This is a genomic window from Paraburkholderia jirisanensis (assembly GCF_054782355.1).
Genome location: NZ_BAAGSQ010000012.1, coordinates 125,070 through 140,607, shown reverse-complemented (window position 1 = coordinate 140,607; position 15,538 = coordinate 125,070). Strand labels below are relative to the sequence as shown.

Below are 15,538 nucleotides of genomic sequence, written 5' to 3'. Positions count from 1 at the left end.
GCCAGAACTGGCTTGCCGATCAAGAAGCGAGATTATACAAACACGATTGGCGTTTGCCTAGCCCTTATTCGAAGATTTCGACAGGCTCGCGCAAATGCTGCCGCGCTTCGTCGAAGATCGCGAGATCGCGTGCAGCGAGCTTGCGGCTATCGGACAGCACGCGGCGCCAGCCGCGCGCACCGGCCTCGCCGCGATACAGGCCGAGCACATGGCGCGTGATCGCACCGAGATAGTTGCCGCGCGCCAGTTCGGCGGCGCAGTACGCGATCAGCTTCGCTTCGATTTCTTCGCGCGTCGGCACGGCGGTGACCGCGCCATAAAAGCGCCGGTCGACTTCGGCGAGCACGTACGGGTTGTGATACGCCTCGCGGCCCAGCATCACACCGTCGACGTGCTGCAGATGCAGCTCGACTTCGTCGAGCGTCTTGATGCCGCCGTTGATGATGATCTCGAGCTGCGGAAAATCGCGCTTGAGCCGATAAGCGTAGTCGTACTTCAGCGGCGGAATCTCACGGTTCTCTTTCGGGCTCAAGCCTTTGAGAATCGCATTGCGCGCGTGCACGATAAACACGTCGCAACCCACATCGGCAATCGTGCCGACAAAGTCGCGCACGAACCCATACTCTTCGACTGCATCGACGCCGATCCGATGCTTGACCGTGACCGGCAACGCAACCGCATCGCGCATCGCCTTCACGCAATCGGCAACCAGTTGTGGTTCGTTCATCAGGCACGCGCCGAAGGCGCCGCGCTGCACGCGCTCGGACGGGCAGCCGCAATTCAGGTTGATCTCGTCGTAGCCCCACTGTTCGCCGAGCCTGGCCGCGCGCGCGAGGTCGTCGGGCTCGCTGCCGCCCAGTTGCAGCGCGACCGGCGCCTCCGTTGCGGTGAAGGCGAGATGCCGCGCGACGTCGCCGTGGATCAGCGCGCCGGTCGTGACCATTTCCGTGTACAGCCACGTATGGTGCGAGATCGCGCGATGAAAATAGCGGCAATGGCGGTCGGTCCAGTCCATCATCGGTGCCACGCTGACGCGGCGAGGACTGGGGGCTTGAGCGGATGACATAAGAAGAAGCCCAACGCAGGGCAAACGACGGAATCCGCAATTTTAACGTAGACGCGCGATCCGGCTGTCGACGCATCGCGCGATCTGCGCGGCGGCGCCCTGCTCAAGGCAAAAAAAACCCCGCTAAAAGTCGGGAGCGGGGTTGCGCATGAAAAGGTTCCTTGGAGATCAAGCGCGGCAACTACAGTATCTGCTTAAAAGGCGGATTACAAGCCGCGAAAATGACAAATCGTTACGAAAGTGTGCGCTATAGGCGGCTTCATGTCGTGAACGTGACAAGTCCCTCGGGTGCGGCGTAATTATTTCCTGCGTAGCGGATCGAGCAGCGACTTCAGGCCGTTGTGGTCGATTTCATGCATCAGCGCGATCAGCCGGCCGATTTCGCCGGGCGGAAAGCCCTCGCGCGCGAACCAGTTCAGATAGTGGCCCGGCAGATCGGCGATAACCCGGTCCTTGTATTTGCCGAAGGGCATCACACGCGTGACGAGCAGTTCGAAGTCTTCGGTTTTCATCTTCAGTTTTCGTCAATAACGTACTGCGCTAGGTGCGCGAAGCCGAATGGCCGCTGACATGCGCGCCGGCGCGGGCGTCGAGTCCGAACACATCGATGATCGACGCAAACCCGACCACCGACACCAGCAAAAACGCCACGCTGAAATCCGCGCTCGTTACGGTTTGCGCGCCGTGCCCGTGCAGCCACGCAGCCACCCGCAGCGCAATCGCGCCCAACGCCACGCCCATGCCGATCGTCAGTTGCTGCATGGTGCTCGACAGCGTCGAGGCGCCGCTCATCTGCGGCTTGGGCACGTCGGCGAAGCTCAGCGTATTGAACGCGCCGAACTGCAGCGAGCGCACCAGCCCGCTGACAAACAGCACGGCGACAGTCAGCCAGTACGGCGTATCGATCGTAAGCAGGCTCATCACCGCGAGCGACAGCGCGGCCAGCACGCCATTCACCAGCAGCACGGTGCGAAAGCCGTAGCGCCGCATCAACTGGGTCGACCCGACCTTCATCGCCAGATTGCCGGCAAACACCGCGAGCGTCAGCAGCCCCGAGTGGAACGCGTTCATGCCGAAGCCGACCTGGAACATCAACGGTAACAGGAACGGCACTGCGCTGATCGAGATGCGAAACAGCGAACCTCCGGCCATCGATACCGCAAAGGTCTTCACGCGCAACGCCGACAGATCGACCACCGGATGCCGCGTGCGGCGCAGATGCCAGAGTGCGCCGGCGCCCGCCGCGCAGCCGAGCGCGAGGAAGCCGAGCGCCTGCTGCCACTGTGTGTCGGCGCGGCCGAGCAGTTCCATCGCATACATGATCACGGTGCCTGCGAGCGCACACAACACGAAGCCGGGCGTATCGAACGGACGCTGCGGCGCATCGTCCGGGTTGCGCACGAAGCGCCACGCGAGCACGAGCGCAACGAGGCCGAGCGGCAGATTCAGATAGAAGATCCAGCGCCACGACGAGTACGTGGTGATGAAGCCGCCGAGCGGCGGCCCGATCACCGGTGCGGCCAGTCCGGGCCAGGTGATGATCGCGATGGCGCGCATCAGCTGTTCTTTCGGCGTGACGCGCAGCACCGCGAGCCGCCCGACCGGCACCATCATCGCGCCGCCGATGCCTTGCAGGATGCGCGCCGCAGTAAAGCTGACCAGTCCGTCGGCCATGCCGCACGCCATCGACGCCGCGACGAACACCGCGAGCGCCGCGGTGAACACGTTGCGTACGCCGAAGCGGTCGGCGGCCCAGCCGCTGATCGGGATGAACACGCCGAGCGTCAGCAGATACGACGTGATGCCGATGCTCAGATCGACCGGATGCACATTGAATGAGCGTGCCATTTGCGGCAGCGCGGTGGCGATGATCGTGCCGTCGAGATTCTCCATGAAGTACGCCGCGGCGACGAGCATCACGATCAGCGACGAAGTGCCTGATCGGGCGGCGGCGGGTGGCGAATCTGACATCTGCATTACGCTCCGGACGGTTAAAAACGCACCTTGGAAAACACCGTGACAGGCGTGATGGCGCGGCATCGGAGCGACATTCTAACGACGCGACGGGCTGATGCGGTGTTTTTGCATCGTATTGGGGCACGCGGCGTTCCAGGGACGCCGCGCCGACATGCTGGCGCGCTGCGCCTAACCAGCCACGACGTCGCATGCGATAATTCGATGTTCACGCGCCCGCCGCAGGCGGCGAGCGCAAGTCCCAGTTCACTATGTGTCGTCCAATTGAAGAATCTGCTTGCGCCGCTCAATGAGCTGTCGCGTTTCGATGAAGTGATCGATGTGCGCACGCCGCTCGAGTACGCCGAGGATCACATCCCCGGCGCAATCAACGCGCCGGTGCTGACCAACGAAGAGCGCGTCATCGTAGGCACGATGTACAAGCAGGTCTCGCCGTTCGAGGCGACCCGCGTCGGCGCGGCAATGGCCGCGCGCAACATCGCGCTGCATCTGGATACGACCTTCGCCGAGCGGCCGCGCAACTGGCGTCCGCTCGTCTATTGCTGGCGCGGCGGCAAGCGTTCCGGCTCGGTTACGACGCTGTTCAACATGATCGGCTGGCAGGCGCGGCAGCTCGACGGCGGCTACAAGACGTACCGGCGCTCGGTGGTCGACACGCTCGTTGAACGACCCGGCAGTTTCGATTACATCGTGCTGGTCGGTCATACCGGCACCGGCAAGACACGCCTGCTACACGCGCTGCGCGAGGCGGGCGCGCAGGTGCTCGATCTCGAAGGTCTCGCGCGTCATCGCGGTTCGCTGCTTGGCGCATGGCCGGGGCAGCCGCAGCCGTCGCAGAAGGCGTTCGATACCGCGCTGGTCGGCGCGCTCGCGCAACTGGATCCGGCGCGGCCGGTGTTTATCGAATCGGAGAGCCGCCGCATCGGCGCGATCGCGTTGCCTGATGCGCTGCTCGAGCGCTTTCACCGCGGCGCGTGCATCGAGGTGCGCGCGCCCCTCGACGAGCGCGTGGCGTTTTTGCTCGACGACTACGGGCATCTGCTCGACGAGCCGGCGGTATTCAAGCAGCAGCTCGGCCATCTGGTGGGGCTGCATAGCCATGCGCAGGTGCTGCGCTGGCAGCAAATGATCGACGACGACGCACGCGGCGAATTGCTGCACGAATTGCTCGAGCGCCACTACGATCCGGCTTATCAGCGCAGCAGCCGCAAGCATTTCAAGCGGCTCGAAGAGGCGGGGCATTTCACCTTCAGACCGACCGCCGCCGATACCGTGAGCCAGGCGCGCGCACTACTCGAACAGTTGACGGTGCGTGACAAGGATGGCGTCGCGCAGCCGCTCGGCGCGGTGGTGTAGGGCATCGCGGGTCGCGCGCGCCGCACGCCGTACGCTGCGCGCCGGCAACGTGCGGCAACGTGCGGCAGCGGCCCAGGCCATTGCATCCAGACCGTTGCAGCCAGCCGCATCGACACCTATAAAACAGCAATCAACGACAACCGGAATAATCAAAAATGAACACCACGCGCCAAGCCAATCCTGCCGCAGGATGGATGGTCTTTCTGCTGCTTGCCGTTGCAGGCCTTTTCTATGTGAAGTGGTTCCCGTACTACAACCGCGCGTTCACCGCGGCGTCGACCCATTCGATCGGTTCTTCGATCCTGATGGGGCATGAGACCAGCGCCCCGCAGCCGTCGCTGTCGGCTGCGCTCGGCTACGCGCTCGCCTATGGCAAGGCGATCTGGCAGGCGATGGTGCTTGGCCTGCTGCTCGGCTCCGCCGTGCAGGCCTTGCTGCCCGCGCACTGGGTGGCGAAGCTGCTCGGCAAGACGGGTTTCGGCAGTGTCGCGGCAGGCGGCCTGCTGGCGATCCCCGGCATGATGTGCACCTGCTGCGCCGCGCCGGTGGTGGTCGGCCTGCGGGCGCGCGAAGCGTCGCCGGGGGGCGCCATCGCGTTCTGGCTCGGCAACTCGGTGCTCAATCCGGCCACGCTGATCTTCATGGGCTTCGTGCTCGGCTGGCAGTGGGTGGGTTTGCGGCTCGCGTTGGGCCTGCTGATGGTGTTCGGTCTCGGCTATCTGGTGAATCGCCTTGTCGCGCCGCACGAAGCGCAGGCGGCCGATGCGCGGCTGGCCCAACTGGTCGTCGAACAGCAGCAGGGCCATGCGTTCGCGCGCTGGCTCGCGATTCTCGCGCGCATGGTGGTGCGCCTCGTGCCCGAATATCTGGTGCTGATCCTGCTGCTCGGCGCGGCGCGTGCGTGGCTGTTTCCGCATATCGGCCCGCAGATCGGCAACGAAATCGGCTGGATCGTGGCTTTCGCGGTGGCCGGCATGCTGTTCGTGATCCCGACGGCGGGCGAGGTGCCGATCATCCAGGCCATGCTCGCACTGGGCATGGGCGTTGGGCCGGCGGGCGCGCTGCTGCTGACGCTGCCGCCGATCAGCGTGCCGTCGCTGGCGATGCTTGCGCGCTCGTTCCGGCCGCGCCTGCTGGCCGTGGTCGCGGTTGCGGTGGTCGGCCTGGGTATTGTCGCGGGGCTGCTCGCGGTAGGTCTCGGCTTCTAGACGGCGGCAGGTGCGCGCGCAGGCAGGCACGGTCGATGCGGACTGCATTGCGGCACCGAAGCAAGGCAGATAGCGGTCTCCCATTGGCCGATCTCATCCTAAACTGGGTGAACTGGCGCGCGCACGGACGTCTATGTGCGTTAGCCGGTATTACAGCAGTGGGCATTACAGCCGTGGGTATTGCAACCGTGCCGGGTGCAGATGGTACGATGCAAACCCCAAAAAGGCCGCGGCAACCCGCTGCGGCGGGCGGTCGAGCCTCCGAGGGCAGGCCCGTCATACATAAGAACGTACGAATTCAGGAAAAACGCATGGCGCAACAGAAGACGAACCCGAAGCTCGAGCAGGCGCTGACGCGCGGGGACCTCGCGATCCGCCAGGCCAATTCGGCCCGCGCAACCGCGCTGTTGCGCGCGTTGGGCAAGATGATCGTCGATGCATCGGCGACCATCGGCGTGGACGCTTTTACATCCATTCCGGATGGCGACCGCATTTACGATCCGGCTGACGGCGTATGGCCGCAGGCGCTTCTGATCTCGCTCGACGGCCCGGTCGAAGAGTCCGATCCCGACGAAGTGCGCACCGTGCGTCTGCTGGCGGATCAGCCGGGCACCGTGTTCCGCGTCGAATGGCATCGCGCCGACGGCAAGCAGGGACGCCAGGAAGGCGGTCCGTTCGCGACGGTCGAGTTCGTGTCCGACGTCGAGATTCCGTGGTCCGACGACGAAGATTGATGCGCGCTGGCGCTCAGCGCATCATCCGGCGCCGCAGCAGCACCGCCGAAATCAGGAACGGCACGATCGTGTAAAACACCAGCACGGCGACGTGCAGCGCCGCGTCGTCGATCGGCCGGCCGAGCATTGCCGGCCGGATCAGGTCGACCGCATGCGTGAGCGGCAGCAATTCTGTCGCGAAGCGCGCGGCGGCCGGCAACTGCGACACCGGGAAGAACACGCCCGATAGCAGCAGCATCGGCGTGAGCGCGAGCGTCTGATAAAACATGAAAAAGTCGTACGACGGCGCAAGTGCCGTGACGATCATCGCGAGGCTCGCGAACGCAAGTCCGGCAAGCAGGATCACCGGCAACACGACGAGCGTCGACGGAAATTGCGCGTAACCGAGCGCGCCGGCCACCAGCAGAATCGCAACACCGGACAGCACCGACTTGCTGGCCGACCAGACAATTTCCCCCAGCACGATATCGCCGAGCGTCATTGGCGTGTGCATGATCGCTTCCCATGTGCGCTGCACATGCATCCGCGAAAATCCCGAATACATCGATTCGAAGCTGGCCGACATCATCACGCTCGAAGCGACCGTGCCCGCCGCCAGAAACGCGATATACGACACGCCATCCACGCGTCCGACCATCAGGCCCAGCCCGAAGCCGAGCCCGAACAGGTAGATCATCGGGTCGGCCAGATTGCCGAACATCGATGCCAGCGCGAGCTTGCGCCACACCAGGTAGTTGCGGCGCCATACGGCGAACCAGTTCGCGGCATTCGCCGGCAGCGCGGCGAAGCGTTCGTGTGCCGGCTTCATCGGGCGATCGGGTGGGTCGTAGGAGCGTGCGTCCATGGGGAAGGTGGGTGTGTGAGTGTTTGACGGGCGCCGCGCGCGGCGCGTGCCGCCGCTATTCCTGCATGTCCCGGCCGGTCAGGCGCAGGAATACGTCTTCGAGGTTCGCGGGCCGGTGCAGATAGCGCAGATCGTTACGCTGCTTGAGCCGCGCCAGCACCGGTTGCGGGTCGTTGACATAGCAGAACAACGTCTCGCCGCTGATGTCGGTGCGCACCGCGAGCGGCGCCAGTTCGTCGCGCAGCGCGAACGGATCCGCGCCGTACGCTTCGATCACATCGCAGCCGATCTCCGCGGCAATCAGCTCCTTCGGTGCGCCCTCGGCGATCTTGCGTCCTTCTTCGATTACGCACAGCCGGTCGCACAGGCGTTCGGCTTCTTCCATGAAATGGGTGGTCAGCAGAATCGTCTTGCCGCGCGACAGCAGCGAGCGCAGGCGCTCCCAGATCAGATGACGTGCCTGCGGATCGAGGCCGGTAGTGGGTTCGTCCATTACCAGCACGTCGGGGTCGTTGACCAGCGCGCGCGCCAGCGTCAGGCGCCGCTTCATGCCACCCGACAGTTCGCTGACCCGCGCATCGGCCTTGTGCTCGAGCCGCGCGAACTCCAGCAGCGACGGCACCAGCGCGCGCGTATCGCCGGTCGACAGACCGAAATAGCGGCCGAATACCAGCAGGTTCTCGCGCACGGTGAAGTCCGGATCGAGATTGTCGAACTGCGGCACCACGCCGACGCGCGTGCGGGCATGACGCGCGCGCGCCGGTATCGGTTCGCCGCACAGACGGATCGAGCCGGCATCGGGCGCGGCAATACCGAGCAGCATGCGCAGCGTGGTGGTCTTGCCGGCGCCATTCGGGCCGAGCAGTCCGAAACATTCGCCGGGGCGCACGTCGAACGACAGATCGTCGACTACCGCCTTGCCGCCGTAGTGCTTTTTGACACGATGAAATTCGATGGCGGCTTCGGTCATAAATCGGCGATGGCTCGATAAGGATGCAAGGAAGCTTGGGCGCGGCGCGCTGTGTGAGCTGCCACACGGTCCGCATGCTCACTGTGTGGCCGCGCAGACAGCCCCGCGCGTCGCGTTGCGGGTGCCGTCCGGCGAACGTGCGCAAGCGCGCTGAGACCCGTGAAGGGCAGCCTATTCTAGGCTATCGGCGCACCGTGCCGGCGAGCGCAACCATGCGTCCGCGGCCCGCGGCAGGGTCATCCCGCAGTGCGGCAGCGCCGCTCAGGCGTGCTGCGGACAGTTAGCGTTTTCCACGCCTTGCAAGCGCAATTGCGGCGCACCATGATTGTTTCGAGACCGCGATCCACGCGGGAGGGAGATCCACGATGGCGAGCTACAACAAGATTCTGCTGTGCTACGACGGCTCGCGCGAAGGGCGCAAGGCACTGCGCTGCGGCGCGGATCTGGCGCTCGATCTGAAAGCCGAAACGCATTTGCTGTCGGTGGTCGACATGCGCTCGAGCATCGCGCAAAGCGCCGGGCTGTTGACCGACGTCGCGTGCGGGAGCTTCGAAAAAACCGCGCGCGAGATCCTGCAGGAAGGCGTCGACTGGCTGACCGAGCGCGGCGTCAGTGCCCAGGGGCACTTCGCGTTCGGTCATCCGATCGACGAGATCGCGGCGCTGGCCGAAGAGTTGAAGGTGGATCTGGTGGTGGTCGGCCATCGCTGCCGCACGGGCTTGTCGCGCTGGTGGATGGGGGCGGGCAACACGCCGCTGCTCGATCGCGTGTCGTGCAGCATTCTGGTGGCCTGCTCGGCGCCGGGCGAGCAGGCGGCGGCGGCTGCGTAAGCGGGGTCGGCCGGAGCTATCTGGCCGCCGGCGTGCATTTGCCGGGAACGGGCGTCAGTCGGCCAGATCGACCGCCGCGAGCTTCCACGAGAACAAACCTTCGCGACGCAAAATTGCCGCATAGCGCGTGTCGCCGACGCCGTGCCGGTAGGTGACGACGAACTCGTTGATGCCGCGATAGCCGGCCGTGGTTTGCGGCGGCTGCGGTGGCGTGTCAGGCGCATTCGCCGGGGCTTGCGCATTGGGTTGCGCGGGTGACGGTGCGGGTGACGACGTGCCTGCGCCGGCGTTATCCACGTTGGAATTCGCATCGGGCGGTGCGGGCGGCCGTTCTCCCGGTTCACCGCGTGGCGGCATGCCGTTGAGCAGTGCCGCGACGCCATCTGGCGTTGCATACGCATCGACCAGCGGTCCGATCACCGCGACGCCGATCATCGCGCCGATCGCGGCGAGCGGATTGCCGTGCCCCGAACCTTCGAGCCGACGCTGGAGCAGCCCGACCAGTTGCTGCTTGAGGCTGTCGCGCAGCGCGGGAAAATCGACGTATTGATTGACTGTTTGCGCATCGCGCGCATCGGCGGCGCGCTTGAGCCGTTCGAGCGCGATGTACGGCGACGCATAAGCGAACGCCAGCGCGGCGACGATCGCCAGAATAACCAGCGCGATCGCCATCGACCGTGTGAAACGGCCTTGCATCGAATATTTTGAGTGAACGCGGACGGTACGAACCTTCATCGTGCGGGACATGGATTGAACGTGGGAATCAACTAGACTCCGCGCGCGCAAAAACGATCCCGCACTATGCCGACCGGATGAAGAATCCACGCGGGCCGTGGCGCGGACGGCGCGATGTAGCGCACTCGCCGCGCTGCGGGTGCGGCGGCCAGTCTACGCCGCGCGCGGCGGCGACTGCGCGGGTTACCACCGCGACCGACCGCCGTGACCTACCGCCGTGACCTACCGCAGCAGCCACCTCAAGCAGCCACCTCAAGCAGCTCTCGCGCCCGCCAACTCAAACGGCGCCGCCTTGCAGCGCCGCGCTTTCCTCGGCGATGCAACGATCGATCATCCGGCACACTGCGTCGACGGTGCCGACCATGATGAGCCGCGACGGCCCGTGATAAACCCGCACCGGCGCGCGTTGCGCCGGCTGCGCATTGATCGACGACTTCAGCGACACGCGCGCAAAGGCCGGCAGCGACGACGGCAGCGCAGCGGCGCCCGGCGCACCGACGCCCGGCGCAGTGGCGCCCGGCGTACCGACGCCCACCGCATCAGACGGCAGCTGATCGCTCACCTCACTATCGAACAACGAACCCGTGCGCGCCGCATGTAGCGCCTCAAGCGGCATACACGGTACGAGGCTGCGCAAATGACGCAGACGGCCGAACTGGCGAAAGGGCAGCAAACGGGCAAGGCGTTCCATGGATCTCTCCGGGGGAGGTTCGGATATCAGAATTCGGTAGGCCGGATCAGGCCCACGGCGATGCCTTCGAGCGCAAATTCCGCGCTGCCGGCCTCGACGAAAATGTTGTCGTAATCGGGGTTCTCGGCGATCAGTTCGACGCCGTTCGGGCGGCGCTTCAGGCGCTTGACGGTGACGTCGTCGCCCAGCCGCGCGATGATGATCTGGCCGTCTTTCGCTTCGCTGCGCTTTTGCACGGCGAGCAGGTCGCCGTCGAGAATGCCGGCGTCGCGCATCGACAGCCCGCGCACCTTCAGCAGGTAGTCCGGCTTGCTGGAGAACAGCGCCGGGTCGCATGCATAGGTTTGCGCGATGTGCTCCTGCGCGAGGATCGGGCTACCTGCCGCGACACGGCCCACCAGCGGCAGCGACAACTGCATCAGCCCCGCGTGCGGCAGCGTGAACTGATGCGGCGCGTCGTCCTGACCGGCCAACAGACGGATGCCGCGCGACGCGCCTGCTGCGAGTTCGATCACGCCTTTACGGGCCAGCGCGCGCAGATGCTCTTCCGCCGAATTGGCCGAGCTGAAGCCCAGTTCGGCAGCGATCTCGGCGCGCGTGGGCGGAAAGCCGCTGCGCTCGATGGCGCGGCGGATCAGATCGAAAACCTGCTGCTGACGTGCGGTGAGTTTGGTCATGGCGCCACTGTATGGATGAACAGGTGGCTGTATTTTTATACAGTATCGGCGGCAATTCAAGCGTTACTTGAAGTTCGTCCGTTTGGGTGCCGCTGCAACGGCGAAAACCGCTGCTAAGACAGCGCCTTACATGCGTCAACGCCGCGCCTGGCCGTCATTACCACTTTTGAGTATTAAAAAATGAAGAAACATTATTTTTAATGATGAAGGGCCCCGGATAGACTGGCCTCCATCGATGACTGGCGCGGCGAACAGGCAAGAGCAAAGCGAAAAGCACAAGCCCAAAAGTAGCAAGCCGCGCCTGCAAACTTGTTGCGGGTGGAGAAGAGAAATGGTCAAGCACACTACGGGGATCGCAGCAAACATGAAGAAATTCTTCGCGGGATTGGCGTTCGGCGGCGCGCTTGCGCTCAGTTTGGGCACGGCGGCGCACGCTGCGGATACGACCCTTCTGAACGTGTCGTACGATCCGACGCGTGAGCTGTACCAGGACATCAACGCGGCATTCGGCAAGCAATGGAAGGCGAAGACCGGCGAGTCGATCACCTTCAAGCAGTCGCACGGCGGCTCGGGCGCGCAGGCGCGTTCGGTGCTGGACGGCCTGCAGGCGGACGTGGTGACGCTGGCACTTGCCTACGACATCGACGCGCTCGCGAACAAGGGCCTCGTCGATCCGGGCTGGCAGAAGCGCCTGCCGGACAACGCGTCGCCATACACGTCGACCATCGTATTTCTGGTACGCAAGGGCAACCCGAAGCACATCAAGGATTGGGACGATCTGACCAAACCAGGCGTGTCGATCGTCACGCCGAATCCGAAGACCTCGGGCGGTGCGCGCTGGAACTACCTGGCCGCATGGGCGTACGCACTGCATCAACCGGGCGGCAACGAGCAGAAGGCCAAGGAATTCGTCGCGAAGCTTTACAAGAACGCCGGCGTGCTCGATTCGGGCGCACGTGGCGCGACCACCAGCTTCGTGCAGCGCGATATCGGCGACGTGCTGATCGCGTGGGAAAACGAGGCGTTCCTGTCGCTGAAGGAGTTTGGCCCGGAGAAATTCGAGATCGTCGTGCCGTCGGTCAGCATTCTGGCTGAGCCGCCGGTCGCGGTGGTCGACAAGGTGGTCGACAAACACGGCACGCGCAAGCTGGCCGAAGCGTATCTGAACTTCCTGTATAGCGAGGAGGGCCAGGAGATCGCAGCGAAGAACTTCTACCGTCCGCGTTCGGACAAGGTGCCGGCCGCGCTGACGTCGAAGTTTCCGAAGCTGAAGCTCTACACCGTCGACGATACGTTCGGCGGCTGGACCAAGGCGCAGAAAACCCACTTTGCCGACGGCGGCGTATTCGATTCGATTTACCAGCCGCAATAACCAGCGCGGCTGATTGCACCGCAAAGCGCGCCTCGCGAGGCGCGCTTTGCGGTTTGTTCGCGTAATGAAGGCACCTGAAGAAGGCACCTGCAGCACCTTGCGCACAACCTGAGTAAAAGAGCCTAGAGCATGACGACGTTGACCTTCCGCAAACCGAGCGCGCTGCCCGGCTTCGGCATCACGCTCGGTATCACGGTCGCTTATCTGAGCCTCGTGGTGCTGATTCCGCTGGCGGCCACCTTCCTGAAAACGGCGACGCTCGACTGGAGCCAGTTCGTGCGCGCGGTCGCTTCGCCGCGCGTGATCGCGTCGTACCGGCTGACCTTTTTCGCAGCGCTCGGCGGCGCGCTGCTCAATGCGGTGTTCGGCTTTCTGGTGGCGTGGGTGCTGACGCGCTACACGTTTCCGTTCAAGCGCGTGGTCGACGCGGTGGTCGACTTGCCGTTCGCGTTGCCCACCGCGGTGGCCGGTATCTCGCTCGCCGCGGTCTATGCGGGCAACGGCTGGATCGGGCAGTTTCTCGAGCCGCTCGGCATCAAGGTGGCGTTCACGCCGCTTGGCGTGCTGGTCGCGCTGACCTTTATCGGTCTGCCGTTCGTGGTGCGCACGGTGCAGCCGGTGCTCGAAGAGTTCGAGCGCGAACAGGAGGAAGCCGCCGCATGCCTCGGTGCATCGCGCTGGCTGACGTTTCGGCGCGTGATTCTGCCGGCCGTGTTTCCGGCCTTGTTGACAGGCTTCGCACTGGCGTTCGCGCGTGCGCTCGGCGAATACGGCTCGGTGATCTTCATCGCCGGCAACGTGCCGATGAAGTCTGAAATCACGTCGCTGCTGATCATCACGAAGCTCGAGCAGTATGACTATGCAGGCGCTACCGCGCTGGCCGTCGTGATGCTGGTCGTGTCGTTCCTGATGCTGCTGCTGATCAACACGCTGCAATGGTATCTGCAGCGGCGCACGAGCCGCAGCGCGGCGCCGCCGGCGCCTGCCGTAGCAACGCTGAACACGGCCCGGCCGGGAGGCGCGCAATGACCGACCATTCCGCCACGCTGCAAAACGCGCCGCGCTCAGCCGCCAACGCTACGCGCCACGACGGCCCGGTCACCGAACCGCGCGCGGTGCGCTGGATCCTGACCGGCATCGCGCTGGTGTTTCTCGCGCTGTTCCTCGTGGTGCCGCTCGCCGCGGTGTTCTACCAGGCGTTTGCGAAGGGCATCGCGTTCTACTTCGAGTCGCTCGCCGACCCGGACGCACTGTCCGCGATCAAACTGACCTTGATAACCGCGGCCATCGCGGTGCCGCTGAACCTGGTGTTCGGCCTCGTCGCATCGTGGTGTATCGCGAAGTTCGAATTCCGCGGCAAGGCGCTGCTGACCACGCTGATCGATCTGCCGTTCTCGGTGTCGCCGGTGATCTCCGGTCTGATCTACGTGCTGATGTTCGGCGCGCAGGGCTGGTTCGGCCCGTGGCTGCAGGCGCACGACGTGCAGATCGTATTCGCGGTGCCCGGCATCGTGCTCGCGACGATCTTCGTCACCTTCCCGTTCGTCGCGCGCGAACTGATTCCGTTGATGCAGGCGCAAGGCACCGACGAGGAAGAAGCCGCGCACGTGCTCGGCGCGTCGGGCTGGCAGATCTTCCGTCGCGTGACGCTGCCGAACGTGAAATGGGGCCTGCTGTACGGCGTGATCCTGTGCAATGCGCGCGCGATGGGCGAATTCGGCGCGGTGTCGGTGGTGTCGGGTCATATTCGCGGGCAGACCAACACGATGCCGCTGCACGTCGAAATTCTCTACAACGAATACAACTTCTCGGCGGCCTTCGCGGTGGCGTCGTTGCTGGCGCTGCTCGCGCTGGTGACGCTCGGCCTGAAGCAGCTGGCCGAGCGCCATATGTCGGCGCAAGGGCGCGATGGAGCCGCGACCGCGGTGCCCGCATACGCCGGTCCCGCAGCGGTCGCCGCCGCTGGTGCGCACGCGCCGGCCGACGGCCAGCCTCAATAAGGAGTGTCACAGATGAGCATCACCGTTCGCAATCTGCACAAGCGCTTCGGCGACTTCACTGCGCTCGACAACGTGTCGCTCGACTTTCCGGCCGGCGAACTGGTTGCGTTGCTCGGGCCGTCCGGCTGCGGCAAGACCACGCTGCTGCGGGTGATCGCCGGCCTCGAATTTGCCGATGCCGGCCAGGTCGTGCTGCAAGGCCAGGACGTCGCGGAAGTCGGCGCGCGCGAGCGCGAGGTTGGCTTCGTGTTCCAGCATTACGCGTTGTTCCGTCATATGACCGTGTTCGAGAACGTCGCCTTCGGCCTGCGCGTGAAGCCGCGCCGCGAACGCCCGTCCGAAGCGGTGATCCGCGACAAGGTGCATGAGCTGCTGAAGCTGGTGCAACTCGACTGGCTCGCGCAGCGCTATCCGTCGGAGCTGTCGGGCGGCCAGCGGCAACGCATTGCGCTGGCGCGCGCGCTCGCCGTCGAACCCAAGGTGCTGCTGCTCGACGAACCGTTCGGCGCGCTCGACGCGAAAGTGCGCAAGGAGCTGCGCAGCTGGCTGCGGCGTCTGCATGACGATCTGCATATCTCGACGTTGTTTGTCACGCATGACCAGGAAGAAGCGCTCGAAGTGGCGGACCGCATCGTCGTGATGAACCGCGGCCACGTCGAACAGGTCGGCAGCCCGCAGGATGTGTACGACCATCCGCAGACATCGTTCGTCTACGAATTTCTCGGCGCCGCCAACCGGTTGCACGGTAGTGTTGCGCGCAACGGTTTCGTTGCTGAAGGTGCGGCACAGCCGATCGCGATCGAAGCGGCTTTCGAAGGACCGGCGTTCGCCTACGTGCGACCGCACGATCTGGTGCTGTATCCGCAGGCGGCCGGCGGCCATACCGACGGCATCAAGGTCGGCGTGCGGCGCGTCGTCACGCTGGGCGGCTCGGTGCGTGTCGAACTCGAGGGGCAGGGCGGTCATCTGCTCGAAGCGGAACTCGATCGCGAAACCTGGCGCGAACTGCGCCTCGCGGTCGGCGACGGCGCGACGGCGGTGCCGCGCGCGTTGCGGGTATTCCCCGCGCAATAGCGCGGTA

General features: G+C 64.8%; 16 protein-coding genes. 8 read left to right on the top strand and 8 right to left on the bottom strand.

What is annotated here, in order from left to right:
* Positions 1–64: 64 nt before the first annotated feature.
* The 3 genes from dusA to ACYVNQ_RS07290 form a co-directional block, all read right to left on the bottom strand.
* Positions 65–1,066, bottom strand: a complete 1,002-nt coding sequence (gene dusA / locus ACYVNQ_RS07300) for a tRNA dihydrouridine(20/20a) synthase DusA (RefSeq protein ID WP_460901819.1) — start codon at positions 1,064–1,066, stop codon at positions 65–67.
* A gap of 299 nt (positions 1,067–1,365) precedes the next feature.
* The gene (locus tag ACYVNQ_RS07295; protein ID WP_460901818.1) at positions 1,366–1,578 is read right to left on the bottom strand and encodes a DUF3820 family protein; all 213 of its coding nucleotides are present in this window, start codon (positions 1,576–1,578) and stop codon (positions 1,366–1,368) included.
* A 28-nt stretch (positions 1,579–1,606) separates the two neighbouring features.
* Positions 1,607–3,043: an MFS transporter gene (locus ACYVNQ_RS07290; RefSeq protein WP_460901817.1), complete on the bottom strand. Its 1,437-nt coding sequence runs from the start codon at positions 3,041–3,043 to the stop codon at positions 1,607–1,609.
* 261 nt (positions 3,044–3,304) lie between these two features.
* On the opposite strand from ACYVNQ_RS07290, the gene mnmH reads away from it, so the two are divergent.
* From mnmH to ACYVNQ_RS07275, 3 genes are all read left to right on the top strand, one after another.
* A complete protein-coding gene (gene mnmH, locus ACYVNQ_RS07285) occupies positions 3,305–4,396 on the top strand; it encodes a tRNA 2-selenouridine(34) synthase MnmH (protein ID WP_460901816.1) in 1,092 nt (363 codons plus the stop codon).
* Positions 4,397–4,551: 155 nt separating this feature from the next.
* Entirely contained in the window at positions 4,552–5,604 is a 1,053-nt protein-coding gene (locus tag ACYVNQ_RS07280; RefSeq protein ID WP_460901815.1) for a permease, read from the top strand.
* A 311-nt stretch (positions 5,605–5,915) separates the two neighbouring features.
* Positions 5,916–6,338, top strand: a complete 423-nt coding sequence (locus tag ACYVNQ_RS07275; RefSeq protein ID WP_460901814.1) for a hypothetical protein — start codon at positions 5,916–5,918, stop codon at positions 6,336–6,338.
* A gap of 13 nt (positions 6,339–6,351) precedes the next feature.
* Here the strand turns inward: ACYVNQ_RS07275 and ACYVNQ_RS07270 are convergent, their stop codons facing one another.
* Positions 6,352–7,182 carry an ABC transporter permease gene (locus ACYVNQ_RS07270; protein WP_460901813.1) on the bottom strand — a complete coding sequence of 277 codons (831 nt, stop codon included), beginning with the start codon at positions 7,180–7,182 and terminating at the stop codon, positions 6,352–6,354.
* Between the two features lie 55 nt (positions 7,183–7,237).
* Positions 7,238–8,152, bottom strand: a complete 915-nt coding sequence (gene nodI / locus ACYVNQ_RS07265; RefSeq protein ID WP_460901812.1) for a nodulation factor ABC transporter ATP-binding protein NodI — start codon at positions 8,150–8,152, stop codon at positions 7,238–7,240.
* A 365-nt stretch (positions 8,153–8,517) separates the two neighbouring features.
* Here nodI and ACYVNQ_RS07260 point away from each other — a divergent pair, with 365 nt between their 5' ends.
* Complete coding sequence (locus ACYVNQ_RS07260; RefSeq protein ID WP_460901811.1) at positions 8,518–8,982, top strand: universal stress protein; 465 nt, start codon at positions 8,518–8,520, stop codon at positions 8,980–8,982.
* Positions 8,983–9,036: 54 nt separating this feature from the next.
* On the opposite strand, the gene ACYVNQ_RS07255 is transcribed toward ACYVNQ_RS07260, so the two are convergent.
* The 3 genes from ACYVNQ_RS07255 to lexA form a co-directional block, all read right to left on the bottom strand.
* Complete coding sequence (locus tag ACYVNQ_RS07255; RefSeq protein WP_460901810.1) at positions 9,037–9,678, bottom strand: DUF2939 domain-containing protein; 642 nt, start codon at positions 9,676–9,678, stop codon at positions 9,037–9,039.
* 316 nt (positions 9,679–9,994) lie between these two features.
* Complete coding sequence (locus tag ACYVNQ_RS07250; protein ID WP_460901809.1) at positions 9,995–10,408, bottom strand: hypothetical protein; 414 nt, start codon at positions 10,406–10,408, stop codon at positions 9,995–9,997.
* 26 nt (positions 10,409–10,434) lie between these two features.
* Entirely contained in the window at positions 10,435–11,085 is a 651-nt protein-coding gene (lexA, locus tag ACYVNQ_RS07245) for a transcriptional repressor LexA (RefSeq protein ID WP_460901808.1), read from the bottom strand.
* Positions 11,086–11,416: 331 nt separating this feature from the next.
* Between lexA and ACYVNQ_RS07240 the strand changes: the two genes are divergently transcribed.
* The 4 genes from ACYVNQ_RS07240 to ACYVNQ_RS07225 all read left to right on the top strand — a co-directional run bounded on the left by ACYVNQ_RS07240 (position 11,417) and on the right by ACYVNQ_RS07225 (position 15,531).
* Entirely contained in the window at positions 11,417–12,457 is a 1,041-nt protein-coding gene (locus tag ACYVNQ_RS07240) for a sulfate ABC transporter substrate-binding protein (RefSeq protein WP_460901807.1), read from the top strand.
* A 129-nt stretch (positions 12,458–12,586) separates the two neighbouring features.
* A complete protein-coding gene (gene cysT, locus ACYVNQ_RS07235; protein ID WP_460901806.1) occupies positions 12,587–13,486 on the top strand; it encodes a sulfate ABC transporter permease subunit CysT in 900 nt (299 codons plus the stop codon).
* Positions 13,483–14,457: a sulfate ABC transporter permease subunit CysW gene (gene cysW, locus ACYVNQ_RS07230; protein ID WP_460901805.1), complete on the top strand. Its 975-nt coding sequence runs from the start codon at positions 13,483–13,485 to the stop codon at positions 14,455–14,457. The genes cysT and cysW overlap by 4 nt, the downstream gene beginning before the upstream one ends.
* A 12-nt stretch (positions 14,458–14,469) precedes the next feature.
* The gene (locus ACYVNQ_RS07225; RefSeq protein WP_460901804.1) at positions 14,470–15,531 is read left to right on the top strand and encodes a sulfate/molybdate ABC transporter ATP-binding protein; all 1,062 of its coding nucleotides are present in this window, start codon (positions 14,470–14,472) and stop codon (positions 15,529–15,531) included.
* Positions 15,532–15,538 lie beyond the last annotated feature (7 nt).

Bases quoted from the DNA above. Each gene is read 5' to 3' on its own strand.
- ACYVNQ_RS07250 (WP_460901809.1), bottom strand. From the start codon at position 10,408: ATGGAACGCCTTGCCCGTTTGCTGCCCTTTCGCCAGTTCGGCCGTCTG.
- cysW (WP_460901805.1), top strand. From the start codon at position 13,483: ATGACCGACCATTCCGCCACGCTGCAAAACGCGCCGCGCTCAGCCGCC.
- ACYVNQ_RS07290 (WP_460901817.1), bottom strand. From the start codon at position 3,043: ATGCAGATGTCAGATTCGCCACCCGCCGCCGCCCGATCAGGCACTTCG.
- ACYVNQ_RS07240 (WP_460901807.1), top strand. From the start codon at position 11,417: ATGGTCAAGCACACTACGGGGATCGCAGCAAACATGAAGAAATTCTTC.
- cysT (WP_460901806.1), top strand. From the start codon at position 12,587: ATGACGACGTTGACCTTCCGCAAACCGAGCGCGCTGCCCGGCTTCGGC.
- ACYVNQ_RS07255 (WP_460901810.1), bottom strand. From the start codon at position 9,678: ATGCAAGGCCGTTTCACACGGTCGATGGCGATCGCGCTGGTTATTCTG.
- lexA (WP_460901808.1), bottom strand. From the start codon at position 11,085: ATGACCAAACTCACCGCACGTCAGCAGCAGGTTTTCGATCTGATCCGC.
- ACYVNQ_RS07225 (WP_460901804.1), top strand. From the start codon at position 14,470: ATGAGCATCACCGTTCGCAATCTGCACAAGCGCTTCGGCGACTTCACT.
- ACYVNQ_RS07280 (WP_460901815.1), top strand. From the start codon at position 4,552: ATGAACACCACGCGCCAAGCCAATCCTGCCGCAGGATGGATGGTCTTT.
- ACYVNQ_RS07270 (WP_460901813.1), bottom strand. From the start codon at position 7,182: ATGGACGCACGCTCCTACGACCCACCCGATCGCCCGATGAAGCCGGCA.
- ACYVNQ_RS07295 (WP_460901818.1), bottom strand. From the start codon at position 1,578: ATGAAAACCGAAGACTTCGAACTGCTCGTCACGCGTGTGATGCCCTTC.
- nodI (WP_460901812.1), bottom strand. From the start codon at position 8,152: ATGACCGAAGCCGCCATCGAATTTCATCGTGTCAAAAAGCACTACGGC.
- dusA (WP_460901819.1), bottom strand. From the start codon at position 1,066: ATGTCATCCGCTCAAGCCCCCAGTCCTCGCCGCGTCAGCGTGGCACCG.
- ACYVNQ_RS07275 (WP_460901814.1), top strand. From the start codon at position 5,916: ATGGCGCAACAGAAGACGAACCCGAAGCTCGAGCAGGCGCTGACGCGC.
- ACYVNQ_RS07260 (WP_460901811.1), top strand. From the start codon at position 8,518: ATGGCGAGCTACAACAAGATTCTGCTGTGCTACGACGGCTCGCGCGAA.